At 44.3% G+C, this 6,194-nt stretch carries 4 protein-coding genes; 2 read left to right on the top strand and 2 right to left on the bottom strand.

The features are described from left to right. On the top strand, positions 1-886 hold an 886-nt coding region (locus tag RMY63_RS40755; protein ID WP_322734116.1), incomplete at its 5' end, for a WD40 repeat domain-containing protein. 321 nt (positions 887-1,207) lie between these two features. On the opposite strand, the gene RMY63_RS40760 is transcribed toward RMY63_RS40755, so the two are convergent. Together RMY63_RS40760 and RMY63_RS40765 are read right to left on the bottom strand one after the other, a co-directional pair. Beyond that, positions 1,208-1,915 carry a Uma2 family endonuclease gene (locus RMY63_RS40760; protein ID WP_322734117.1) on the bottom strand — a complete coding sequence of 236 codons (708 nt, stop codon included), beginning with the start codon at positions 1,913-1,915 and terminating at the stop codon, positions 1,208-1,210. A 63-nt stretch (positions 1,916-1,978) separates the two neighbouring features. Further along, on the bottom strand, positions 1,979-2,746 hold the full coding sequence (locus RMY63_RS40765) for a Uma2 family endonuclease (RefSeq protein WP_322734118.1): 768 nt from the start codon (positions 2,744-2,746) through the stop codon (positions 1,979-1,981). Positions 2,747-2,927: 181 nt separating this feature from the next. Here RMY63_RS40765 and uvrA point away from each other — a divergent pair, with 181 nt between their 5' ends. Continuing rightward, positions 2,928-5,837, top strand: a complete 2,910-nt coding sequence (gene uvrA / locus RMY63_RS40770) for an excinuclease ABC subunit UvrA (RefSeq protein WP_322734119.1) — start codon at positions 2,928-2,930, stop codon at positions 5,835-5,837. The last annotated feature ends 357 nt before the right edge of the window (positions 5,838-6,194 follow it).

The following is a 6,194-nucleotide window of genomic DNA, read 5'->3' on the forward strand; positions in this document are numbered from 1 at the left end:
CGCCAGTGCTGACAGCACCATCAAATTGTGGAATCGGGACACGGGCAAAGAAATTTCCACCCTGACTGGGCATAGCGATAGGGTCACCAGCGTCGTCTTCAGCCCGGATGGCAAAACTTTAGCTTCCACCAGTTATGACAAAACGATCAAATTGTGGAATCGGGACACGGGCAAAGAAATTTCCACCCTGACTGGGCATAGCGATAGGGTCACCAGCGTCGTCTTCAGCCCGGATGGCAAAACTTTAGCTTCCACCAGTTATGACAAAACGATCAAATTGTGGAATCGGGACACGGGCAAAGAAATTACCACCCTGAGTGGGTATACCAGTTGGGTCAGAAGTGTCGTCTTCAGCCCAGATGGCAAAACTTTAGCTTCCACCAGTGATGACAAGACGATCAAATTGTGGAATCGGGACACAGGCAAAGAAATTTCCACCCTGAGTGGGCATAGCAGTTGGGTCAGAAGTGTCGTCTTCAGTCCGGATGGCAAAACTTTAGCTTCCGCTAGTGCTGATAAGACGATCAAATTGTGGAATCGGGACACAGGCAAAGAAATTACCACCCTGAGTGGGCATGGCAGTTCGGTCAACAGCGTCGTCTTCAGCCCGGATGGCAAAACTTTAGCTTCCGCCAGTGCTGACAAGACCATCAAATTGTGGAGTCGGGAGACGGGCAAAGAAATTACCACCCTGAGTGGGCATAGCGCTGCGGTCAACAGCGTTGTCTTCAGCCCGGATGGCAAAACTTTAGCTTCCGCCAGTTATGACAAGACCATCAAATTGTGGAATCTGAATCTTGATGATTTATTAGCACAGGGTTGCAGTTGGCTTAAGGGTTATTTGGCTAGCCATCCTAATGCGGCTAAGGTGTGTCCGGGGAGATGAGGGGGATAGGGGGATGAGGGGGATGAGGAGCGATCGCCCTTTAATATTCATAACAGGCGATCGCTTGGTAAATTAGAAATGCGATCGCAGTTCTGATCTCGGCGTTTCGAGTTCCGAACACGAACGGCCGAGCAAAAAGGTCGAACTTCCGAGTTCCGAACACGAACGACCGAGTAAAAAGGTCGAACTTCCGAGTTCCGAACACGAACGACCAAGTAAAAAGGTCGAACTTCCGAGTTCCGAACACGAACGACCGAGCAAAAAGGTCGAACTTCCGAGTTCCGAACACGAACGACCGAGTAAAAAGGTCGAACTTCCGAGTTAAACCTCTGGTTCCACTCCCAGCGCTTTTAACTGAGCGGCTAATCTATCTGCACGCTGGCGTTCTTTTGCTGCTAACTCCAAACCCCACAGCAATAATTCGCCGTTGTCATCCCACCAACGCAACCAATAGCCTGTGCAATTTTCTCGGCTCCCTTCCCATACGCCCAAAAACAAATTCATTTCGGCAATCCAGTGACGATTATTTGCATCCGGTGTTTGCAGTTCATAATGTCCGAAATCATCTCGCCGATAAACTTCTAACTCTCCGCTATCTGGTTCAAAAATGGCATAGTTTGGCACTTGTAAAATCTGCTCATAATAAAACCATTTACCAGGGGGATAGGTTGGTTTACTGGAATACTCTCCACCTTCGGTATCTGAGAGAAATTCCATCACAATTACGGGAATATCACCTTGGAGTTGTGGCGTATAACTGCGCTTCACTTCTTCTCGTGAGACTCGAATTGATGGTACATAACCCCAATCTGGTGCTTTGACCACAAATCGATTATTCAAGGTGGCGCAGATACCGTAGTTAGTGATGGTTAAAGCATCGGCGGGTAATCTGCCAGCAAGTTCCAAGCTTTCTGTTAAAGCAGCAGCCAAGAGTGGCTGATTAATGTTATCCACTGGCTCATTGTCTAAAACAAAATCATCAGGTAACTTTTCCCAGGTGACATCATAGGTGGCTGCATTGGCTAGCATAATCAGAATATCTCAAGTACAACTTCAATTTCTAATCGCCCGATTAAAAAATTGCACACGGCGTTACTCCTGAGCAAGGGTTCGCACTTCTTCCACTGACAATCCCAAAGCTTGGGCAATCTGTTCGATGCTCAAATTCATTTGCAATAATCGGGGTATGGCATCTCTTCTCGCTTGTTCTGCAAGTTCAGCTCGTTGTCGTTCTTGTTCTGCTCGTTGTCGTTCTTGCTCGGCGTTGCGAGAAATTTCTGTATAAGTTAAAAAGCGTTCTCCGTCAGGGCGATATAACTGTAAACCCTCTGGTGATAGAGTAAACCTGATTTTTAATCGAGGACTTACCCAATCTTCCATTTGGGGGATGACATCTAAACCATCTTCATCACGCAACCATCCATGCAAGTTATTGCGATCAGGATCGTAAATGTAGTATTCTTCTACGCCATAGCGATCGTAAAAAAGTAATTTCTTGTCCATTTCAGTTTGGGTGTTGCTGGGAGAAAGAATTTCAAATACCACTTGCGGTGCAACTCCCTGCTCTTTCCATTGTTGGTAGCACAAGCGATGTCTACGACGGGCTACGCCTACGCCTTTTGGTCTACCCAATACCACCATCACATCTGGGGCGTTAACAATTTTGTTGCGTCCTTCTACCGGATACCAAAACAAATCCCCCGTGACAAATACATTTGGATCGTCAGCAAATAGCCACTCTATATTCTGCTTAATTTCTACAATCCAGCCAAACTGTATGGTATTATTAGCTACTGGTTGTCCGTCACTATCTGGGTAGATGAGCTCTGGCTGGGTCGGCGGTTGGATTTGCGATACCATAGCTTCGCCCTTAGAAGGATTTAAATCGGGATGCTTTTAAATTAGCAGACTCTTAAGGATATCTGCGCCATTAATCTGGAACGAGAACTAACTAAAACAGTACGATTGTTCTACTATAAACTAATTAAAGATAGTATTATTAAGGACTGTTTCATAGGAAACTCCCTCTTCGCCGCCCAATATGTCAGACAAACAGCTAGCAGCATCCTTGAATGGACATCTTCCCTACCCCAGCCACAACAGCCAGAATACCATTCGGATTCGGGGTGCTAGGCAGCATAATCTGAAAAATATTGACTTGGAATTGCCACGAGATCGCCTAATCGTATTCACTGGCGTTTCTGGTTCTGGTAAGTCTTCCCTAGCATTTGATACCATTTTCGCTGAAGGGCAACGCCGCTATGTGGAATCCCTCAGCGCCTACGCACGGCAATTTCTCGGACAGTTAGATAAGCCGGATGTAGAAGCCATTGAAGGCTTAAGTCCAGCAATTTCAATTGACCAAAAGTCAACGTCTCATAACCCACGTTCCACTGTCGGTACGGTGACAGAGATTTACGACTATTTGCGGCTGTTGTTTGGTCGGGCTGGCGAACCCCATTGTCCAATATGCGATCGCTGTATTGCACCCCAGACAATCGATGAGATGTGCGATCGCATCATGGAATTACCAGACCGCACCCGCTTCCAAATCCTTGCACCCGTTGTCCGTGGGAAAAAAGGCACACATCGTAAACTTTTGTCAAGTCTAGCATCCCAAGGTTTTGTCCGCGTGCGGATCAATGGCGAGATCCGCGAACTGTCAGATTCCATTGAATTGGATAAGAATTTTACCCACACCATCGAAGTGGTAATTGACCGCTTGGTGAAAAAAGATAGTATCCAGGAACGTTTGGTTGATTCTCTGTCTACATGTCTTAAGCAATCAGGTGGGATTGCCAGTATTGTCATTAGTCATTCGTCATCTGTCATTAGTGATAACCAAGACCAAACAACAAATGACAAAGAAGAAGAATTAGTATTTTCGGAAAACTTTGCTTGTCCAGAACATGGGGCGGTAATGGAGGAACTATCGCCGCGATTATTCTCCTTTAACTCGCCTTATGGTGCTTGTCTGCACTGTCATGGAATCGGAACTTTAAGAAGATTTGCACCAGACTTGATCGTACCTGACTGGGAAGCGCCAGTTTATGCTGCGATCGCGCCTTGGTCAGAAAAAGATAATTCTTATTATCTGGAATTACTCTACAGCATCGGACAAGCTCATGGCTTTGAGTTACAGACAAATTGGAGCAAGCTGACAGAAGAACAGCAACAGATTATTCTGTATGGAGAGAAAGAAGAAAGCACAAAAGCACAAAAAACCCAAAATTTTAAAGGTGCTATTCCAATTTTGCAACGACAATATGAGGGTGGTTCTGAGCTAATTAAGCAAAAATTAGAGCAGTATTTAATCGATCAACCGTGTGAAGTTTGTCAGGGAAAACGGTTAAAACCGGAAGCCTTAGCGGTAAAGTTGGGACAATATGGAATTTTAGAATTAACTGGTGTATCGATTCGGGATTGTCGAGAGAGAATTGAGCAATTTAAATTGAGCGATCGCCAGTTACAAATTGCTGATTTAGTCCTGAGAGAAATCAAAGCAAGATTGCAATTTTTGTTAGATGTAGGTTTAGATTACCTCACCCTTGACCGTCCCGCCATGACCCTTTCTGGTGGCGAAGCCCAACGAATTCGTCTAGCAACGCAAATTGGTTCTGGTTTAACAGGTGTTCTCTATGTTTTAGATGAACCGAGTATTGGTTTGCATCAACGAGATAATGGCAGGTTGCTAAAAACTTTAACGAAATTGCGCGATTTAGGTAATACATTGATTGTCGTTGAACACGATGAAGAAACAATTCGCGCAGCTAACCATATAGTTGATATTGGCCCTGGTGCAGGAATTCATGGCGGAAATATTATCACCCAAGGTGATTTTCAAGCGTTATTAGCAGCAGAAGATTCTTTGACGGGTGCATATTTATCAGGAAGGCGAGTAATTACCACACCAGCAGAACGCCGAGAAGGAAATGGGCGTAGTTTGATTATCAAAAATGCCCATCGCAACAATTTAAGAAATATCGATGTAGAAATTCCATTAGGTAAACTTGTCTCGATCACAGGTGTGTCTGGTTCTGGCAAATCTACACTGATTAACGAATTACTATATCCATCTCTGCAACACCATTTAACTAAGAAAGTTCCCTTACCCAAACATTTGGATAAAATTCAGGGATTAAATGCGATTGATAAAGCGATCGTTATCGATCAATCCCCAATTGGACGCACACCACGTTCCAACCCTGCAACTTACACAGGAATTTTCGATGCCATTCGGGATGTATTTTCCCAAACAGTAGAAGCCAAAGCTAGGGGTTACAAACCTGGACAATTTTCTTTCAACGTTAAAGGCGGACGTTGCGAAGCTTGTAGCGGACAGGGTGTGAATGTTATTGAAATGAACTTTCTCCCCGATGTTTACGTGCAATGTGAAATTTGTAAAGGTGCAAGATACAACCGCGAAACTTTGCAGGTCAAGTATAAAGATAAGTCAATTTCTGATGTTTTGAGAATGACAGTCGAGGAAAGTTTAGACTTTTTCCAGAATATTCCCAAAGCGATCGCGCGTTTGCAAACTTTATTTGATGTCGGGTTGGGTTATGTCCAACTAGGACAACCTGCGACTACCTTATCTGGTGGGGAAGCGCAACGGGTAAAACTGGCAACAGAACTATCTCGACGCGCCACAGGTAAGACACTTTATTTAATCGATGAACCGACAACAGGGTTATCTTTTTACGATGTTCACAAATTGTTAGATGTGTTACAACGATTGGTAGATAAAGGTAATTCAATTTTAGTAATTGAACACAACTTAGATATAATTCGTTGTTCTGACTGGGTGATAGATTTGGGGCCAGAAGGTGGCGACAAAGGGGGAGAATTGATTGCTGTGGGAACACCGGAGGAAGTTGCAAAAAATCCCAGGTCTTATACTGGGCAATATTTACAGCAGGTATTAAAACAATATCCGGCGATGAGAAAGTAGAGTTTTGTCTCAAATAAAGTAAAAGCCTTTACAGACAGTTGGTGGGGTGGACTATATCACTAAGCCTTTTCAACTAGAAGAGGTTTTAGCACGAATTGAAAATCACTTGACCATTTGGAAACTGCAACGACAACTCCAAGCTCAAAATGAGCAGTTGTAGCAGGAAATTCACGATCACGCCAAATCAGAAAAGAACTTTGCTAAAGTTTTTCGCTCTAGTCCCAACCCAATTTGCGATCACCACAGTTTCCGAAGCTCATTTTATTGATGTCAATACCAGCTTCTTAAAGATGAGTGGCTACCGATCGCCCCTGCCAATATCCTCGAGCAACCAGGCACGCAACATTGGATCTAAAA

The organism is Nostoc sp. ChiQUE01b (assembly GCF_034531255.1).
In the GTDB taxonomy this organism is placed as follows: Bacteria; Cyanobacteriota; Cyanobacteriia; order Cyanobacteriales; family Nostocaceae; genus Nostoc.

What these genes read in the sequence shown, in the direction of transcription:
- RMY63_RS40760 (WP_322734117.1), bottom strand. Translation starts at nt 1,915, where the DNA reads ATGCTAGCCAATGCAGCCACCTATGATGTCACCTGGGAAAAGTTACCT.
- uvrA (WP_322734119.1), top strand. Translation starts at nt 2,928, where the DNA reads ATGTCAGACAAACAGCTAGCAGCATCCTTGAATGGACATCTTCCCTAC.
- RMY63_RS40765 (WP_322734118.1), bottom strand. Translation starts at nt 2,746, where the DNA reads ATGGTATCGCAAATCCAACCGCCGACCCAGCCAGAGCTCATCTACCCA.